Raw genomic sequence first — 16,548 nt, forward strand, 5'->3', positions numbered from 1 at the left:
TGCTCTGACATTTAGGACTATTCATAATATTGTACTTTTTTGGCTATTTTATTACGTTAAATTTTTAAACACGCTTTTAGAAAAATAACTGACCAGCAACATGATTAACCCTGTGATTATAAATAAAATATAAACGGAATTCGCAAAAATATCGAAGAGAATACCATATACTGCCTGTGAAAGCGGCTGAGCACATAAGCTTAGTGTTGTCACATAAGACATGACTTTTCCTACCAATTGAACTGGCGTACTTGCTTGAATATTGGAAACAATAAAAATTGAAAATAATGTAAATAAAGCTTGTAGCAACATAATTACAAAGGTAAAAAGACCAAAGGTTGCTGTTGCGGGCATGTCAATCATAAAAATAAGCCCTATAAGGATAACCAGCAAGCTTGACAAGCTAACAATCAAATAGCTATTTTTCATGTTTAATTTTGTTGATAATACCCCCACCATTACAGCACCCATAATTCCGGCCAAAGAAATCAATCCTTGATTGATCCCTAAATACTGACTGTCAAGTCCTAAGATAATGTGGATGATGTAAGGTATACCAACAAACAGCAGCCCTGAAATAAAAAAACTAATTGATCCTAATACTAAAATGATTTTCACAATCGCTGGTTCTTCTTTTCTGATAAATAACCAACTTTCCTTCAAATCCTTGATAACCGTTGCGATCGCTCCATTTTCAAATTTGACTGCTAGAATTGGTATTTTAATAAATAACTCAATAAACGCTGCACCCAAAAATAAAAATAAACAAATGATAAAAATCCATTCGATCTTTATTAGACTATATAAAAAACCTGCAAGAATCGGTCCAACAAAGTTTGCAAACAACTGAATCTGATTAACAACTGAATTCGCTTTTAATAAATTTTCCTGTTTGAACAGCAAAGGCATGCTTGATTGGACAATCGGCGTTTCAAAGGCCGATACAACAGACATCAGTAATAAACACACAGCAATAATTGTAATATTTGCTCCTGAAGCAACCGCAAAATAGATCAAAGCTGCAATACTTGCATACAATCCATCCATAAGAACCATCATATTTTTTTTATTAAAATTATCAGCTAAGACACCGCCGATTGGAGAAAAAATAATGGTAGGGATAATTGACACAGCCAGCAAAGTACCATATAAAGCCGCAGATTTTGTTAAATCCAAGATATACAACGATAGTGCAAATTTCATCACAGAGTTTGCCAAAACTGAAAGAGTTTGCCCTGTAATAATATATGCAAAATTTTTACTCCAGACTGCATGTTGTTCAATTTCCATAATTTTCCTTGTATATTTAAATCAATCAGATAAATATACTTTCCTTTCTTGAATATTGTTTTATACTGACAGTAAACACTGTAGGGTAATTTATTTTCCAACAGCTCCAGTTTCATGAAGCCCTAACCACACCACAGCTCCTTGCCAAAGTATTAATAAGTTTGCTAGCGTACCGCTTGACTCTTCGCAAGGTTGCATTGGCTTGGGGAACCTGGAACATAACGCATACTTTATGTTGGAATTGAAGTTGCCAAGTATAAGCACGCTATCGCAGTGATTGACAGTGACGAAAAAATTTTGTTTGTCGCCTGCAAATTGTTACTCCCCCGCCCTGCAACTACTTCTTAAAGGCAGATTGTCGCCTGCTAAATAAAAAGCCTAATGAGTTAGTACAAAAATCAGCTATTTTATGTTTATTTCAAACTAAAAACTGCCAACCCATAAAGCAAAAATTATTTTTTTAATACTCTCTATTTACTAACAATAAGTTCCCTCCTGCTAAAATAGCTGGTATCAAAAAGATCATTGAGAATTTCAAACAGGCTAAACTGACGATGATAACGACTAAACTGATCATAAAATATTGATTCGTTACTTTCGGCAATTTAATCTTAATTCCTAAGCTTTGTCCGATATTCTCAAAAAAACGAGTCACTTGATCCATTCCTGCTCATTCCCTTCTCTTTTATTTACAATAAACTTGTCAGTAATTGTGCCCCCTGGGCAAGAACAATGACTATACCGCTCCAAATCAATACTTTGGAAACAGTTTTATTTTTCGTTTTATTTCTTTTACCTAAAATCAACCCAATAACAAGTAAGATAACCCCCAAAATAATGGTTCCAATCCATACATAGATTAAAACAGATTGATCAGGAATTTTGATGAAAGAATTGTCAAATAGTTCAGTTGGCATAATAATAATCTCCTTTATTTTGAATTTAAACTTCTTTTCTCAGCATGGAACGATAGGTAATACTCAGCAAAGCAACACTCACCGTACCTAAAAACAGTGACACTGCAGGAACTCCCAGCAATCCAGCAGGTGATGCTTGAGAGTTAGAACCAATAACCACAATGACTAAAGATGAAATGATTGTAGCAATAATCGAAACATTCCTCATTCCAATAAATAGAGGTAAAAAACCTAGGAAAAGATTGGAAATAAGTACGATTATCAATGACCACAGACTCTCAGAAGAAAATGTAACTAAAGAAAAATTATGACTCAGCATAAAAAGACTCAGTGACTGAAACATGATTGAAAAAATAGAAAATGCAGCAGTTAATAGAAAAATAAGCCCCAATTTAGCTAGAATCAATTCTCTCTTACTGAATGGATATGTAAATAGCACTGTAATCGTTTTTGATTTATATTCTTCTATAATAATTTGAACAATAAAAATCGCCTGCCATACAATCAAAACAGCTCGTATAATCAACATCGATAGCTCTGAAGTTGTCAAAAGCATTGTTGCAGCTGCCGGGGCTCCTTCATTCGCAGGATCAGCAAGTAATACTGATGTGAATATTGAAAGCAGCAGTACGATCATATTCATCAAGAGAAGTGAAAAAACCTGTTTTTTTAAGTTGATTTTCTTTAATTCGATTTTTAATAGGTGTGTCATACATGCTCCCCTGCCTTAACTAGTGATAGATAATACTCTTCAATATCCAACTCCATTTCTTCCAGAGCTTTTTTACTAACTTCTTTTATCAGCTTTCCTTGTGAAACAATTCCAATCGTATCAGCTATTTTGAAAACCTCGGCCAAAATATGACTGGAGATTAAGACTGTTGTTCCATAAGTTTGATTGATTTTCAAAATCAAGTTTCTAAAATCAATAATACCTTCAGGATCTAATCCATTTATCGGCTCATCCAGAATCAATAATTCCGGCTCATTCAAAAGAGCTCTGCCTAACCCTAAACGCTGTTTCATACCTAAAGACAACTGATCAATCATTTTTTTCTTTACATCGAATAAGCCGACTTCTGTTAAGACTTTGTCTATATTATTTTTGAATTGTTCACCCATATAGTCGCAATGAAGAAGTAGATTCTCTTCCACAGTCATATTTTCATAAAATACTGGTGTTTCAATGATACTGCCAATCTTTTTATATTGATCGACCGATTGCGGCACTGCTTCATTAAATAAATATATCTCTCCTTCGTCCGGTGTTATGAGATTAAAAATTGATTTTATAATCGTTGTTTTTCCCGCACCATTTGCGCCTAATAAGCCATAAATCATCCCTTTCTGTAAAGAAAATGTGATACTTTCCAACACAATCTGACTATCAAATGATTTTTTCAGCTTTTTGATTTCCATTACATTGTCCAACTCAGCATTCACTCATTCCTCGTTCTGAATATCTTTTTATGAATATTCATTATTTTATATTCACATAATAATGCCTATCATTTATTTTGTCAAGTCATCATAACATCTTTCCTCAAATTCAATTATTTTAGAAGATAAACTATATAGCAAAAGCTTGACAAATTCTCAATTTAATTTAAAATTATGAATATAAATATTAAATAGTTCACGGTTTAGAAAGTAGGCTGCCAATGAAAACAAGTACGAAAGGATTTTCAGAAGAAAAAAGAGTAGAGCTAAGAAGTACTTTATGTATGGAATGTGAAAAAAGCTGGGGAATTAATGGCTATAAAAAAACCAATATCGCTGAACTGACTTCTAAAGCGTCCATTTCTACTGGCGCTTTTTATCTATTATATGGAACAAAAGAAGACTTATTTGTTGATACATTGAAAAGGGTACAAGATCGACTAAAGACAAACTGGCGTAATATACTATATGCCGTTCCATCAAAAGAAGGTTTCATCAAGGCAATGAAGTTTCTATTCAAAGAGTATAAGAATTCTCCTTTTCTTTATGATTTCTCAAATCCCGATTTTATTGCCTTCATTAGTAAACTTCCACCGGATTTGATTGCTGAACTTGAAACGGATAACTGGAAATTTTTTGAAGAAGCATTGGACATTGCAAACTTAAAACTTAAAGTAAGTGAAAAAAAAGCATTTGAAATTATCAATACTTTATTAAGCATCATCATTATTCGCGATCGAGTAACAGAAGATTTTGAATCGATTTTTGAATTTATTTTAAACGCTACGATTGACAACGTAATTAAATAACTATATAACAGACTAGATACTTTTATAACAAAATACACCCACTATAATGAAAAATTCAAATAATCTCTTGTTACCCTTTATCACTCTGACAAAAATCAAACAGAATTTTGCAAAAAATACAATAGTCTAAGCAAATAAATTAACTAATATGCTGAGGTTAAAATTAGAAAATGATTGCATCTTAACCGCTTAAATTGAAGCGCTTCGAAAAAAGAAATGTACAATTTGAAAAGGAAGCTCTCATCTAAAAAAATGCATCTTTAATGTTATATTTTGATCAAAAACACAGTACACTTCTAAGGAAGTTAGACAAGTATTAGATAATAATCATATTTACTCCCCTTTTTCTAAATCAGGTTATCCGAATGATAACTCTGTGACTGAATCTTTTTTTTATATCTGAAACAGAACTTTATTAATCGGAAAAAAATTGCCTCTTTATCAACTAGGGATGATGAGTGCTTTTAAGAAGCTAATGGATGGAGAGCTTGTCTCACATTCATTAGCTTCTTTATTGTTATTTTATCTTGATTAAACCTAATGTTAAAAAAATACACCTCTTCATATCTGCTGATATCTTTATTCTTCCAGAAATTAAAAAAATTTTTTAGAATATGACGTGCATAGCAATATCAAATTAATCATCAACTTTATAGAAAAATATACATCTTCTGAATTTACTTTCCTTTCAGAAATAAAAAATAGGTTGTTTAAAAATTACTGACCTTTTATCTATTGGAATACTTGAATAGCAATTTTCAGATACTTCCAATAGATTCTCTATAGTGTCATATTCCTCTATCATTCTCTGCATATTAGATTTATTATTCTACAATACCCACTACCTATTATGATTTAGCTATAAAGATCACGCATCTCTTATGTTAAATGAGTCGAAAATACATAATTATCATAAAAACAGGATAATAAATTAAGTAAAAGTATTTTTTAATAAGCTTCGATTAATTTCCTGTATTACTTCTTTAGGATGGTTTCTCCATTTTTCTTTCAAAATTGAAAAAATATCTTTTTGTAATCTTGAAACGGAAGAACAAAAAATATTTGCACTGTTAAATAGACCACAATTGACAAGACCATCCACAATAAATTTTTCAAAAGGATTAAAAGATTCATTCAAAATAATAGCAATTTTATTTTTATCAATATTTTCAAAATAGATCTTCATATCTTCTAATGCTTGTTCAAAATTAAAACCGAAAAATTTTATTGCCTTTTGAGGTTTTCTTACCACAAAGGTTACAGCAGAAATAGATGTCGTTGGTTCGAATCCAGCTACCCCAGTTTGTTTTCTTACCACAAAGGTTACAGCAGAAATAGATGGTGCTACCAAAATACAACAATTTATTAATGTAACCCTCCCACTGATTAAACCTACAATGATGGTCACCATTCTATTTAGAATCATATCTTCTTTGAGAGTATATGATCTAATTGTAGCTATGACTAATGGTGGACCTGGCGGGAGTACAGAAACTGTTTCTATGTATGCAATTAAAACTTACTTCAACTATGGTAATATCGGATATGGTTCAGCACTATCAATTATAATGCTTATTGTTGCGATTATGATTAGCATGATCTTTTCTGGTAGTTTAAAAACAAGATTGGAGTGATGAATATTATGAAATCTGATGCAAAAAAAATTATTGGAAGCTTTATGTTAATCGTTTATCTATTTATAATGGTTTTCCCTATGATTTATTTAATTTCTACTTCTTTTATGACAGATAGTGAATTATCAAGTTTGATTCCCACACTTATACCATCATCTTTTCAATTAGATAACTATTTACAAGCTATTTCTAGACAACCTTTATTCACCTATATGGCTAACAGCTTAATTGTTTCTTTATTATCAGTAGCTATTGCAATGTTTATTGGTGTGTTAGCTGCCTATGGCTTAGTTAGGTATGAGATAAAATTAAAAAAAGTTTTTTTACTTTTTATTTTAGCAATTTCTCTTTTACCAACCATAACACTTATAAATCCACTTTTTAAAATGTATAGCCAAATCGGTCTTTTGAATTCAAGAATCGGCTTATCATTAATCATAGCTGTTTTAGATTTACCTATGATCATTTGGTTTATGACTGCAGCAATAAAAGAAATCCCTATTTCAATTGAAGAAAGCGCTGAGCTTGATGGAGCTACCCTATTTCAAACACTTTTTAGAATTATCTTTCCGCTTCTTAAATCCAGTTTCTTTTCTTTAAGTATCCTGGTATTTATTGGCGCATGGAATAATTATTTACTATCACAAGTTCTAAATCAATTTGAATCGGCAAGAACAGTGGTCGTTGGTATGACTCTCTACCAAACTGACAATACAATTCCTTTTGGTATTGTTTCAGCTGCCGCATTAGTCACAGTTATGCCGCTTTTAATAATGGTTACTTTCTTCCAAAAAAATATCCTAGGTGGAATTATGCAAGGCGGGGTTAAAGAATAGATAAAGTAGGTGAATTAACCTGAATGATACAGATATCTTATTAAGGCTTGTTATGGCATTAATTTTTGGCGGCATAATTGGATCAGAAAGAGGAAGAAAAAATAAACCTGCTGGGATTCGAACCCATGTTTTAGTTTGTGTGGGGGCAACTATAATCAGTTTAATACAATTAAAAATTTGTTACGATGCAATAGACTTAATTCGATTAGATAGTTCATTAATAAGTGTTATAAAATTTGATCAATCTAGATTAATTGCCCAAATTGTTAGCGGAGTTGGTTTTCTTGGTGCAGGAACAATAATTGTAACCAAAAAAAATGTTGTCGGATTGACAACTGCTGCAACTATGTGGGCAGTATCAGCACTAGGTATTGCGATAGGTATGGGGTATTATAAAATCGCTGCATTAAGTTTTATATTAATTCTTTTTTCACTCATATTCATTTCAAAATTTATAAAAGTGCCCACTAGAAAAAACTTAGAAGTACAATATGTGCATCGACAGCAAACTAAAGAATTCCTTATACAATATTTTGATGAAAATAATATTGAAATAAATCAAGTTACTTTTAACGTCGAAATATATGAAGACTATAAAATATACCAAAATGTGTATGGAATATCCATCCCTAATAACAAAACATATGCTGAGATTATTGAAGATTTGTCATTCTTTAAAAATATTACCAAAATACGTTTAGTTGATGTTTTAAATTAAATTTCATTTTTGGTTTCAAAATCCCACGTCCCTCTTATTTAGTTGTAGGAGGGACTTTTATGCTAAATAAGTAAGAAGAAAAATTATCCATTTGCAAATTCGTCTATAGTATTAATTTGGGAGACATTCAAAACAGCATAGCTCTAAAACAACGCGAATGTATCACGTCCCATCAGTTGAGTTTTGGAGACATTCAAAACAGCATAGCTCTAAAACATTTGATTACTACCGTTCCCATATATAATTGTTTTGGAGACATTCAAAACAGCATAGCTCTAAAACAAATTTTAGAAAAGTTTCTCGAATCTGATTGTTTTGGAGACATTCAAAACAGCATAGCTCTAAAACCTACCTCCAAAATCTCATTTAGTTCGCACAGTTTTGGAGACATTCAAAACAGCATAGCTCTAAAACTGAAAAATTAGTGGATGAAATATTTAAAAAGTTTTGGAGACATTCAAAACAGCATAGCTCTAAAACTTTTGAATACGTGCCGTAAGTGTTCCCCAGGTTTTGGAGACATTCAAAACAGCATAGCTCTAAAACTTACTGTAACAGAAGGCGGGGGAGCTGGTAGTTTTGGAGACATTCAAAACAGCATAGCTCTAAAACCTCGTAGAAAAAATTTTTTCCACTTAATTTCGTAATCGCACTACTCATCCTAGCAAGATTCTTGCTTTGAATGCCTCAAAATTATTTACTTAATTATTCAATTCTCAAGGACCACATACCCTCACCTACTATTATACCTTATCATCATGGCAAAGAAAATAATCTTCATCATAAAAAATGCTCCGATTAAAAAGGGACGTTCAAATAAAAAACAAGTAATTATATGGGCTTTCAAGTAAGGCTTTTTAGTTTTGAAAAATAGCCTCATGTAGCATTTAAACGCCAGGTTTTGTCAGGTTCTGGCTCCTAGCCGGATGACCTCCCCAACCCCTCCCTTCTTTTCTCATATTCATTTACCATATCCACAGTTTTATAGATTTATTCAATAATTTCATAACTTGGAATCCCCTTATAAGCTTCCACTAATGGGTGTAGCTTCTTAGCATCCTTATACCGATCCCCTATACTTAAAATAACCACCTCACAAACGGCTTACTAGTTTCAAACTGGGTACATCGCCGAAATAAACCGCTTCTATACCATACCTCAGAATATACTGGATTCTTTTCAGTTCCTCGGCCATTGCCTTCATGATGTTCAGTATAGCCAATCTCAGCCACTTCAATTATTTCAATTTGAAAGCAATAAGCTAACAATTAGTAAAATCCTTGCAGAAGTAGAGCTTAACCCACAAACTAAGAAAACAAAGGTTGCTAGCCAAAGTGCTAAAACCAATGCAGGAAAAAGAACCATCTCTATTGATACAGAAACCATGAGCCTTCTGAAAAAATATAAGGAACAACAAACCATCCACCATTTCATTCAATGGTTCGACCCTTCACTTCCACACCAATTAGTTTTCCCAAACAAATCAAATGAATTTTGCCGACCAGGTCAACCAAACGATTGGTATGACATGATTGTTAATAAATACAATTTAAAGAAACGTATTACACTTCATGAGTTTCGTAAAACTCATGTCTCTTTATGTGCAATGGCTGACATGAAGCTTGAAGATATTATGTATAGAGTTGATCATAAGGACTCAAAAATGACGAAGCAGGTTTACAACTATTTCTACCCTGAGCGAGAAGAACGCAGCGCGGATAAATTCGCACAATTCATCGAAACAGAAAAAGATTTGTTCTAAAAATGCCCATTGGTGCTAGAATTGGTTCTACTTTTATTTTTTAGCATTAGAAAAAGCTAGGAATACCTATATAACAGCGTTCTTAGCTTTTAGTTTATTTGGTTCCAATCATCTTTCAGTCGTATTTTATATTTGGATAAATCACTTTTTCACAGATATTCAATCAAACTTAATCAGCACTTTCCCTTTGGGATGTCCTGATGCAACCAGAGCTAAAGCCTTATTAATATCTTCTAGCTTAAATTCAGTTGGATCAATCGCAGGTACAATATTATTTTTTTCAACAAGATCCGTAATCTGATTTAACTGTTTTCCATCTGCACGTACAAATATAAACCGATATTCAATTCCTTTTTCTTTCGCTTGCTTATCATATTTTGAGCCCGCTAAGCCAAATAAAATTTGTTTCCACTTTGCCAGCTTTTTATCTACTGCAAATTGCTTATTTGGACTTGTCCGCAAGCTCAATAAGCGTCCACCTGACTTAATGACTGACAATTCATGCTCAAATTCATCCGGACCTAACGTATCAATGACAAAGTCTACCGGCTCAAGTGCTTCCCAATAGTTCTCTTCTTTATAATTAATATAACGATCCGCACCTGCTGCCAAGGTCCTCTCTTTCGCTTCTGGGCTCCCCGAAACAATCACCTTCAACCCTATCGATTTTGCAATCGGAATCGCCATTTGCCCAAAGCTACCTGAGCCTCCGGGGATAAAAACTGTTTGACATGCTTTTGCCTCTAACTCTTCATGTAAGGCTTGATAAGCGGTTAAGCCCGTTAACGGAACAGCCGCTCCCGTTGTAAAATCCAAATTCTTAGGTAAATACCCTATAGCATCAGCATCAACAGCAGCATATTCTGCAAAAGCACCGATACTATTCACTGGCAATCTACAATATACTGCTTCTCCTACTTTAAAGCCTTGAACATTTTCCCCAACTTTTTCGATGATTCCAGTTAGTTCATTTCCCAAAGTTAATGGCATTTTATAATCTTGGATCAGCTTTACAGCTCCTGTAATATTCAAAATCTCAAGAGGATTCACCGCAGCAACTTTCACTTTGATTAATACCTGATCAGCCGATATCTCTAGGATAGGAATATCTACTATTTTTGCCATCAATTCTTTGGAATACTTTTCTATTTGTGCAGCCTTCATGTTTATAGTCTCCTTAATTTATTAATTCCTTTTTAGAACGTTCATTCTAGTTTTGTTCAAAAAAATTTATAGTGAAAACGTTGGAAAAATTGAGTCCTTTAGTAAAAATTCGTTGTGTTCATTTACAAGTCCAACTGTCTTCTCACTTTCATACAATCTTATCAGGAAATTAGCCACTTCTGTTGGCGTACGCAACTGTAGCTTTTGATTGTTCATGCCAGCGTTACTAGCTTGTTTAATAAAATCTGTGGCTGTGAGTGCAGGAGCTAATACTTTTGCGTTTAATTCAGCGTCTTTTAACTCCCCCGCAAGACCTTCAGTTAAAACACTAACAAAAAATTTTGAAGCTGAATAAGCCACATTTCCTAAAGCAATAACATACCCCATTGCAGAAGATACATTGATGAGCTGTGTTCCTTTTACATTCGCATAATCTTTTATATAGAGGGTCGATAGGATTGTTGTTGCTTCTACATTTACATGGATAAGTTGTTCAATTTTTTCTAAATCTGCATTCATCAACACTCCCGATGTCCCTAAACCAGCATTGTTAATCCATGTTTCAATGTTGTAATTGGTCAAGGAGTGATACAATTCATAAACTGCTTTTCGATCTGACAAATCACTTTTTCTTAATACAATATCTAAATCAGGATACTCCTTTTGAATCCTTTTTTTCAAGGAATTCAACCGATCTTCTCTTCTTGCAACTAAAATAAGATTTTTTTCTTTCTTAGCAAAAGCAAGCGCTGTTTCATAGCCGATACCAGAACTGGCTCCTGTAATTACTGTATATTTTTTCTTCATTTCTATTCCTACTCTCTTTTTATAAAATGGACAACGTTACTTTAACAATTGAACGCAGCTTTTTCTGATCATTGGTCGTTTTCGCTAAAACTCTGATCCCTACCCACGCATTATGTAGGTAACTAGCTAATTCGTGTAAATTTTGCTCTTTTAAAGCTATATCGTTCTTTTGTGCTTCAGATAGTAACTGAAAAATATAATTCTCACTCTTAGAAAATGCCCCCTGAACCTTTTCTGTCACTTCCAAATCCAGTAAGGCTAGCTCAGTAGCTGTATTAACAATCAAACAACCTTTTGGATGATCAGAATTTTCTTGTATAACAATTGAAAATAATTCCTCAAGCTTTTCTTTTGTTGACATTGTCGGCTTTAAACGTTGGGAAATTTCTTGCTCTAACTCAATTTCGTATTGGTCAAGAGCTTTCATGAAAAGTACATGTTTATCCCCAAATGTATCATAAATACTACGGCGATGAATCCCCATGTTATCGACTAAATCCTGCATAGACGTCTTTTCGTACCCTTGTTCCCAGAAGGTCAGCATTGCTTTATCCAACACAACTGATTCATTGAATTCTTTTGTTCTTGCCATTGACCCAGTCCCCCCTTTTTCATTCTAGAATGATCATTCTTATATTAACAAAAAATGGAACTAAAGTAAATACGTCCCTCTCCCTTTTTAAAGGATACTTAGCCATATGCAAAACTCAAATCTGAGCATGCATACGTATAACATATAGATGTAATTTAAACCTTGATATCAATATATCGTATGTCAGGTACTTTAAAAAATAGTTTTGCACATTCCTAAACGGATACTAGAAAATATATCTCGCTTCAATAAATTATGATCGCAACACTAGATTAAACTAACTATTTAGTGTTAATGCTAATCTAACTTTTGAAACAAGTTCTTGTAAAGAAATACACACCTCAATTATGAATTTATTGAGATATAATATTTCTAACTTTAGTGAGATACGAAACGATTCGGTGCAAGCATTATCCAAGGGTTCTTTTACAGGATCGATAATATGTATAGGACAACCTTTAGTCACCATGCAAAAAGCACCTCCTGTTAAATTCATTTTATACCCGGATTCAACAAAAGATGCTTTTATTTTAACTCATTTTTCTAAGTCAGTTCCATTTTCCACATCGTATTCCAATCTTTTAAAATTTCTCATTAATGACTTCTGATAATAATTGATATGATTTTATTTGATCTCCTTGATCATAGATAAAACTATTAACAATAATCTCATCAAACTGCACCTTGTCTTGTAGCTCTTTTAATTGTTTTGTGACAGTATCTTTATTTCCAATTAACGATAAGCCTGTCATCCGTTCAACAACCTCACGCTCACGATTTACAATCCCTTCAATTTCAAAGGCAACTGGACCATAATGAGGAACTTTCGTTGCAGCAATATAATCATTCCATAACTTCTCTTCATCTTTTGGTGGCAAAATACCTATGGGATTACCTGTTACTAATGACAACACACCTTGTATTTGAGAAGTTGCTAGTCGCTTTGCTTCTTCATCCGTATCTGATACAAAAGCATTCACACCAACAATCACATATGGTTCTTTTAAATAATCACTTGGTTTAAATTCTCTATAATAAATAGCCACGGCCTCTTCTAAATGGGTTGGTGCAAAATGGGAAGCAAATGCATATGGTAAACCTAATTTTGCCGCAATATGTGCGCTGTCTGGACTAGAACCTAAAATATATTTAGGAATCTCTAAGTCTTGTGCTGGATAGGCATGTACTGATGCTGTCCCTTTAAAATAACTTTCTAACTCGGCAATTTCTTCTTCAAAATCTGAATTCAATGTTTTCGAACGTCTTAAAGCTTTTGCTGTTTCAATATCCGTTCCAGGAGCTCTTCCCAATCCCAAATCCACTCTGCCTGGATATAAGGTTTCAATCGTTCCATATTGTTCGGCTACTAAATATGGACTATGGTTAGGCAACATGACTCCGCCTGATCCCACACGAATTTTTTCTGTATTCGCTAGTGCATGTTGAATTAAAATTTGGGTGGCACTGCTACCGATTGGTCTACTATTGTGATGCTCTGCAATCCAATAACGCTCATAACCAAATTCTTCGGATTTTTTGGCTAATTGAACTAAATCACGATAAGCTTCACGATAGGTTTGACCTTCTCTTAAATACGCTAAATCTAACACTGAAAATTTCATTTTTCTTCTCCTTCAGCTAATTCACTCACTAAATTTGCGACTTTTCTAGCTGTATTACGCGCTTTCTCAGCGTACTCTTGCGAAATTTCTTCATTGATGCGTGTTCCATAACTCACACCGTATAAAATTTCGTAACCTGCTAATTTCATCTCAGTAGCTTCCACAATCCCTTTAATTGGTATTAATAAATCTTGTTCATAAACAGCCTTCTCTCCTTTATAGTAAGATTCTGGTGCTCCAGCAGTCATTAATAATACTAACTTTTTACCAACTAATGCATTTCCTTCTGGGCCATGTGAGAAACCATTTAAGAAAACATCCTCCACCCACTTTTGCATTAAAGCAGGCATGTGGTACCAAAACACAGGGAATTGTAAGACGACAATATCCGATTCAACCAATTTCTTTTGCTCCTTTTGTACATCAATCTTATAGTCTGGATATAATAAATCCAATCTATCAATTTCTGCACTTGGTAAAAGTTCTGTTAATTCCTTAAAAGCAGCTTTATTGGCTACTGATTCTTTCTCAAAATCTGGATGTCCTGTTACAATTAATACTTTTTTCATTTTTATGCCTCCTTCAATTAAACTTGACAGTGTCAATGTTCATCTGTATTATATTCATTAACATTGACAGTGTCAATGTTATTAGCTAAACTTAGACAGAAAGGAGTGTTTGTAAATGTATCAAGGGAATAATCCTACCGCCCTAATTTCACAACAATTATTATTAGAAGCTTTTACTCAGCTTTTGAATAAAAAGAGTTTCAAAGAAATTACAATTAGTGAATTATGTACCCAATCTGGAGTCTCACGTCAAACTTTCTATAGTCTATACAAAACAAAGGAAAATCTATTACTCCACCATTTACAAATCATTTCAAAAGGAACAAGTTCTTATAAACATGGTTCTAACATCACACTCATAGAAACTTGTAGAAATTTTAGCAAGTTTGTTATTAAGCGAAAAAAAGATTTAGAAATAATCATTGAAAATGATTTAATGGATATCTTAAAGTTATTAATTTATCAAGAAACAGCCACTTGCAGGGATAGTTTTATTACCGTTGATGAAGATGAGGCATTTTTAGCTTTAGAATTTATGGCTTCAGGTTTAGCACAGCTTACCAAGTCTTATCTGATAAATAATAAGAACCCTAAGGAAGAAGAATTAACACAAATAGCCTATAAGATAATGTCTGGAAGTATTTATCGTGCAATTCAATAACTATTTTTTATAGATCCAAAAGAAACAAGATGATTTTTCCATATCTGTTTGATAAGACAAAATGAAAGCTATAAATGTTGTTTTAACAGCATTTACAGTTTTTTTATTCTCTATCCCTTCTAGCAGAAATTCAGGATTTCCTTAGGGTGAGAACATGTCTAAATATTATTGGTGCTAATATTGGTGCTACTTTTATTTTTGAGCATTAGAAAAAGCTAGGAATGCCTATATAACAGCATTCCTAGCTCATATTTTGTTATTATCCCACTGACCCTTCCATCTCATACGAGATCAGTCTGTTCAATTCCACCGCATATTCCATCGGCAGTTCTTTTGTAAATGGTTCGACGAAGCCCATGACGATCATTTCTGTGGCTTCGACTTCGGTTAATCCGCGGCTCATCAGGTAGTACAGCTGTTCTTCCGAGATTTTTGAAACCTTGGCTTCGTGTTCCAAAGCGACTTGGCTGTTATGAATCTCGTTGAACGGAATTGTATCCGATTTTGATTGATCATCCATGATAATCGTATCACATTCGATGTGAGAGATAGAGCCGGCACTTTCTTTGCCGAAAGTTACCTGTCCGCGATAGTTCACTTCACCGCCATCTTTGGCAATTGATTTTGATACAATCGAGCTAGATGTATTTGGTGCATTGTGAATCATTTTCGCTCCTGTGTCCTGAATTTGGTTGGCTCCGGCGAAGGCAATTGAAAGCATCGTCCCGCGCGCACCTTTTCCATCCAGATACACACTTGGATATTTCATCGTTGCTTTGGCTCCGAGGTTGCCGTCAATCCATTCAACGGTTGCTCCTTCGTAAGCTTTGGCACGTTTTGTTACCAGATTATACACGTTATCTGACCAGTTTTGGATCGTTGTGTAACGCGTGTATGCATCTTTTCTGGTAAAGATTTCAACAATCGCCGCATGCAGACTGTTACTTGAATAGGTTGGTGCGGTACAGCCTTCCACGTAGTGAACACTGGCACCTTCATCAACAATAATCAGTGTCCGTTCAAATTGACCAGTATTTTCTGCGTTAATACGGAAATAGGTTTGCAACGGCACATCTACACGTACCCCTTTTGGTACATAGATAAATGTTCCGCCAGACCAAACTGCTGAATTCAATGCCGCCAGCTTGTTGTCTGTCGGTGGTACAAGTTTGCCAAAGTATTCTTTGAACAGCTCTGGATACTCTTTCAATGCAGAATCTGTATCTGTAAAGATGATTCCCAGTTTTTGGAATTCTTCTTTCATGTTATGGTAAACCACTTCTGATTCATATTGCGCGGAAGCACCGGCTAAATACGCACGCTCTGCTTCCGGAATCCCGATTCGCTCAAAGGTTTCTTTAATTTTTTCAGGTACATCGTCCCAGTCTCTTGCCGGACGATCACTTGGTTTCTGGTAATATTTTATTTTGCTAAAATCAATATCGGACAAATCCGGTCCCCACGTCTGCATTGGCATTTTATTAAACTGTTCCAATGATTTCAGACGGAATTCCAGCATCCAGTCCGGTTCGCCTTTAACACGTGAAATTTCTCTGACTACATCTTCTGTCAGTCCATTTCCTGTACTAAAGACCGGTTCCACATCATCGTGAAACCCAAATTTATATTCTTCTAACTCTGGTACACCGCTCATTGTTTCACGCTCCCTTTATTCTAATGTTGGAAAATTGAATAATACCAGTACTTTCAAAATTAAAAGTGCTCTT

17 protein-coding genes, 1 pseudogene and 1 CRISPR repeat array are annotated in these 16,548 nt (G+C 34.0%); of the genes and pseudogenes, 6 read left to right on the forward strand and 12 right to left on the reverse strand.

Annotated features, from left to right (window positions below):
* Nucleotides 1–51: 51 nt before the first annotated feature.
* The 5 genes from LI951_RS06765 to LI951_RS06785 form a co-directional block, all read right to left on the reverse strand.
* Nucleotides 52–1,290 (reverse strand): MFS transporter, encoded by a 1,239-nt coding sequence (locus LI951_RS06765; RefSeq protein ID WP_202067194.1) that lies wholly within the window; start codon nt 1,288–1,290, stop codon nt 52–54.
* A 460-nt stretch (nt 1,291–1,750) separates the two neighbouring features.
* On the reverse strand, nt 1,751–1,954 hold the full coding sequence (locus LI951_RS06770; protein WP_202067195.1) for a hypothetical protein: 204 nt from the start codon (nt 1,952–1,954) through the stop codon (nt 1,751–1,753).
* Between the two features lie 25 nt (nt 1,955–1,979).
* The gene (locus tag LI951_RS06775; protein ID WP_202067196.1) at nt 1,980–2,207 is read right to left on the reverse strand and encodes a hypothetical protein; all 228 of its coding nucleotides are present in this window, start codon (nt 2,205–2,207) and stop codon (nt 1,980–1,982) included.
* Between the two features lie 25 nt (nt 2,208–2,232).
* Complete coding sequence (locus LI951_RS06780) at nt 2,233–2,919, reverse strand: ABC transporter permease (RefSeq protein ID WP_202067197.1); 687 nt, start codon at nt 2,917–2,919, stop codon at nt 2,233–2,235.
* Nucleotides 2,916–3,650 (reverse strand): ABC transporter ATP-binding protein, encoded by a 735-nt coding sequence (locus LI951_RS06785; protein WP_229441662.1) that lies wholly within the window; start codon nt 3,648–3,650, stop codon nt 2,916–2,918. Before LI951_RS06785 ends, LI951_RS06780 begins: the two co-directional genes overlap by 4 nt.
* 218 nt (nt 3,651–3,868) lie before the next feature.
* Here LI951_RS06785 and LI951_RS06790 point away from each other — a divergent pair, with 218 nt between their 5' ends.
* Complete coding sequence (locus tag LI951_RS06790; protein WP_202067198.1) at nt 3,869–4,456, forward strand: TetR/AcrR family transcriptional regulator; 588 nt, start codon at nt 3,869–3,871, stop codon at nt 4,454–4,456.
* A gap of 931 nt (nt 4,457–5,387) precedes the next feature.
* Here LI951_RS06790 and LI951_RS06795 read toward each other — a convergent pair.
* Complete coding sequence (locus tag LI951_RS06795; RefSeq protein WP_229441663.1) at nt 5,388–5,882, reverse strand: hypothetical protein; 495 nt, start codon at nt 5,880–5,882, stop codon at nt 5,388–5,390.
* Here LI951_RS06795 and LI951_RS15385 point away from each other — a divergent pair.
* From LI951_RS15385 to LI951_RS06810, 4 genes and pseudogenes are all read left to right on the forward strand, one after another.
* Nucleotides 5,842–6,090, forward strand: a complete 249-nt coding sequence (locus tag LI951_RS15385) for a carbohydrate ABC transporter permease (RefSeq protein WP_420705922.1) — start codon at nt 5,842–5,844, stop codon at nt 6,088–6,090. The genes LI951_RS06795 and LI951_RS15385 overlap by 41 nt on opposite strands.
* An 8-nt stretch (nt 6,091–6,098) precedes the next feature.
* The gene (locus LI951_RS06800; RefSeq protein ID WP_202067203.1) at nt 6,099–6,926 is read left to right on the forward strand and encodes a carbohydrate ABC transporter permease; all 828 of its coding nucleotides are present in this window, start codon (nt 6,099–6,101) and stop codon (nt 6,924–6,926) included.
* Nucleotides 6,927–6,978: 52 nt separating this feature from the next.
* Complete coding sequence (locus LI951_RS06805; RefSeq protein ID WP_229441664.1) at nt 6,979–7,644, forward strand: MgtC/SapB family protein; 666 nt, start codon at nt 6,979–6,981, stop codon at nt 7,642–7,644.
* Between the two features lie 114 nt (nt 7,645–7,758).
* Nucleotides 7,759–8,256: a CRISPR direct-repeat array (repeat unit 36 nt; unit sequence GTTTTGGAGACATTCAAAACAGCATAGCTCTAAAAC).
* A gap of 634 nt (nt 8,257–8,890) precedes the next feature.
* Nucleotides 8,891–9,406, forward strand: a pseudogene (locus tag LI951_RS06810) (tyrosine-type recombinase/integrase); the annotation flags it as partial.
* A gap of 159 nt (nt 9,407–9,565) precedes the next feature.
* Here LI951_RS06810 and LI951_RS06815 read toward each other — a convergent pair.
* The 5 genes from LI951_RS06815 to LI951_RS06835 form a co-directional block, all read right to left on the reverse strand.
* A complete protein-coding gene (locus LI951_RS06815) occupies nt 9,566–10,570 on the reverse strand; it encodes an NADP-dependent oxidoreductase (RefSeq protein ID WP_229441665.1) in 1,005 nt (334 codons plus the stop codon).
* Nucleotides 10,571–10,636: 66 nt separating this feature from the next.
* Nucleotides 10,637–11,377, reverse strand: a complete 741-nt coding sequence (locus LI951_RS06820; protein ID WP_229441666.1) for an SDR family NAD(P)-dependent oxidoreductase — start codon at nt 11,375–11,377, stop codon at nt 10,637–10,639.
* 19 nt (nt 11,378–11,396) lie between these two features.
* Nucleotides 11,397–11,969 (reverse strand): TetR/AcrR family transcriptional regulator, encoded by a 573-nt coding sequence (locus LI951_RS06825; RefSeq protein ID WP_229441667.1) that lies wholly within the window; start codon nt 11,967–11,969, stop codon nt 11,397–11,399.
* A gap of 581 nt (nt 11,970–12,550) precedes the next feature.
* Entirely contained in the window at nt 12,551–13,591 is a 1,041-nt protein-coding gene (locus LI951_RS06830) for an LLM class flavin-dependent oxidoreductase (RefSeq protein WP_229441668.1), read from the reverse strand.
* On the reverse strand, nt 13,588–14,160 hold the full coding sequence (locus LI951_RS06835) for an NAD(P)H-dependent oxidoreductase (RefSeq protein WP_229441669.1): 573 nt from the start codon (nt 14,158–14,160) through the stop codon (nt 13,588–13,590). The genes LI951_RS06830 and LI951_RS06835 overlap by 4 nt, the downstream gene beginning before the upstream one ends.
* 115 nt (nt 14,161–14,275) lie before the next feature.
* Here LI951_RS06835 and LI951_RS06840 point away from each other — a divergent pair, with 115 nt between their 5' ends.
* Entirely contained in the window at nt 14,276–14,821 is a 546-nt protein-coding gene (locus LI951_RS06840) for a TetR/AcrR family transcriptional regulator (protein WP_229441670.1), read from the forward strand.
* Between the two features lie 259 nt (nt 14,822–15,080).
* On the opposite strand, the gene sufB is transcribed toward LI951_RS06840, so the two are convergent.
* The gene (sufB, locus tag LI951_RS06845) at nt 15,081–16,475 is read right to left on the reverse strand and encodes a Fe-S cluster assembly protein SufB (RefSeq protein ID WP_202064483.1); all 1,395 of its coding nucleotides are present in this window, start codon (nt 16,473–16,475) and stop codon (nt 15,081–15,083) included.
* Nucleotides 16,476–16,548 lie beyond the last annotated feature (73 nt).

This window comes from Enterococcus sp. BWT-B8 (assembly GCF_020567625.1).
Classification (GTDB): Bacteria; Bacillota; Bacilli; order Lactobacillales; family Enterococcaceae; genus Enterococcus_L.

What these genes read in the sequence shown, in the direction of transcription:
- sufB (WP_202064483.1), bottom strand. Translation starts at nt 16,475, where the DNA reads ATGAGCGGTGTACCAGAGTTAGAAGAATATAAATTTGGGTTTCACGAT.
- LI951_RS06765 (WP_202067194.1), bottom strand. Translation starts at nt 1,290, where the DNA reads ATGGAAATTGAACAACATGCAGTCTGGAGTAAAAATTTTGCATATATT.
- LI951_RS06790 (WP_202067198.1), top strand. Translation starts at nt 3,869, where the DNA reads ATGAAAACAAGTACGAAAGGATTTTCAGAAGAAAAAAGAGTAGAGCTA.
- LI951_RS06815 (WP_229441665.1), bottom strand. Translation starts at nt 10,570, where the DNA reads ATGAAGGCTGCACAAATAGAAAAGTATTCCAAAGAATTGATGGCAAAA.
- LI951_RS06830 (WP_229441668.1), bottom strand. Translation starts at nt 13,591, where the DNA reads ATGAAATTTTCAGTGTTAGATTTAGCGTATTTAAGAGAAGGTCAAACC.
- LI951_RS06805 (WP_229441664.1), top strand. Translation starts at nt 6,979, where the DNA reads ATGGCATTAATTTTTGGCGGCATAATTGGATCAGAAAGAGGAAGAAAA.
- LI951_RS06825 (WP_229441667.1), bottom strand. Translation starts at nt 11,969, where the DNA reads ATGGCAAGAACAAAAGAATTCAATGAATCAGTTGTGTTGGATAAAGCA.
- LI951_RS06770 (WP_202067195.1), bottom strand. Translation starts at nt 1,954, where the DNA reads ATGGATCAAGTGACTCGTTTTTTTGAGAATATCGGACAAAGCTTAGGA.
- LI951_RS06835 (WP_229441669.1), bottom strand. Translation starts at nt 14,160, where the DNA reads ATGAAAAAAGTATTAATTGTAACAGGACATCCAGATTTTGAGAAAGAA.
- LI951_RS06775 (WP_202067196.1), bottom strand. Translation starts at nt 2,207, where the DNA reads ATGCCAACTGAACTATTTGACAATTCTTTCATCAAAATTCCTGATCAA.
- LI951_RS06780 (WP_202067197.1), bottom strand. Translation starts at nt 2,919, where the DNA reads ATGACACACCTATTAAAAATCGAATTAAAGAAAATCAACTTAAAAAAA.
- LI951_RS06795 (WP_229441663.1), bottom strand. Translation starts at nt 5,882, where the DNA reads ATGATTCTAAATAGAATGGTGACCATCATTGTAGGTTTAATCAGTGGG.
- LI951_RS06800 (WP_202067203.1), top strand. Translation starts at nt 6,099, where the DNA reads ATGAAATCTGATGCAAAAAAAATTATTGGAAGCTTTATGTTAATCGTT.
- LI951_RS06820 (WP_229441666.1), bottom strand. Translation starts at nt 11,377, where the DNA reads ATGAAGAAAAAATATACAGTAATTACAGGAGCCAGTTCTGGTATCGGC.
- LI951_RS06840 (WP_229441670.1), top strand. Translation starts at nt 14,276, where the DNA reads ATGTATCAAGGGAATAATCCTACCGCCCTAATTTCACAACAATTATTA.